General features: G+C 51.9%; 1 protein-coding gene. It reads left to right on the top strand.

Features of this window, described 5'->3' with window-relative positions; all coding sequences use genetic code 11:
- Positions 1-79 precede the first annotated feature (79 nt).
- Positions 80-1,191 (top strand): IS3 family transposase gene (locus tag F3J29_RS22580; RefSeq protein WP_166869385.1). Its coding sequence is split into 2 segments (ribosomal slippage): positions 80-341 and positions 341-1,191, totalling 1,113 coding nucleotides; the frame shifts between segments, so codons are not numbered across the junction.
- Positions 1,192-1,207 lie beyond the last annotated feature (16 nt).

The following is a 1,207-nucleotide window of genomic DNA, read 5'->3' on the forward strand; positions in this document are numbered from 1 at the left end:
TGTAAGCATCCCGGCAAACCGGACCATTCACATTTAGAGATCTTCCGGCATACTGATTATGTCCCCGGAGGAGATCGCCATGCGCAAAGCCCGATTCACCGAACACCAGATCATCGCCGTTCTGAAGTCCGTCGAAGCCGGACGCACCGTTAAGGATGTCTGCCGCGAGGCCGGGATCTCTGAAGCCTCGTACTACAACTGGAAAGCGAAGTTCGGCGGCATGGAAGCCTCTGATATCAAAAAGATGAAGGATCTTGAGGATGAAAACCGTCGACTGAAACAGATGTTTGCGGACCTGAGTCTCGAGTGCCGCGCCCTGAAAGACGTCATTGAAAAAAAGCTTTAAAACCAGCGATAAAGCGTGAGCTGGTCAGCTATCTGACCGCGCAGTTTGCCATGAGCTTACGTCAGGCATGCAGGACATTGTCGCTGAGCAGGACGGTATTTCGTTATCAGCCAGATACGCGACGTGATGAGCCGGTGATTATGGCGCTGACCGTGGCGGCTGAACGCTATCCACGATACGGATTTAAAAAGCTTTTTCAGGTGCTGCGCAGACAGGGCAATACATGGAACCATAAAAGGGTTCACCGTATTTACTGCCTGCTGAAACTGAATTTTCGCCGTAAGGGAAAACAGCGCCTGCCGGTGCGTAATCCGGCTCCGCTGGCGACGCCAGAGGCGATGAACCAAAGCTGGTCCATCGATTTTATGCACGATGCGCTGGTGTGCGGCAGGCGCTTCAGGACCTTCAACGTAGTGGATGATTTTAACCGAGAAGCACTGGCGATCGAGATTGACCTGAATATCCCGGCGCAGCGGGTCGTGAGAGTGCTGGACAGGATCGTGGCAAACCGCGGATATCCGCTGAAAATGCGGATGGATAACGGTCCGGAGCTGATCTCGCTGACGCTGGCACAATGGGCAGAAGAACATGGTGTGATGCTGGAATTTATAAAGCCCGGCAAGCCCACGCAGAATGCCTTTATCGAACGGTTCAACCGTACGTACAGGACAGAAATACTGGATTTTTATCTGTTCAGAACGCTTAATGAAGCACGGGAAATTACAGAGCGCTGGCTGGCTGAATATAACAACGAGCGCCCTCATGAATCCCTGAATAACCTGACGCCGGAAGAATACCGGCTGATAACTGAAAACCCGGAAATCTCAAAAAGTGCGTGGAACTAAAACGGGTGTACTTACA

This window comes from Enterobacter sp. Cy-643 (assembly GCF_011752815.1).
GTDB lineage: Bacteria > Pseudomonadota > Gammaproteobacteria > Enterobacterales > Enterobacteriaceae > Cedecea.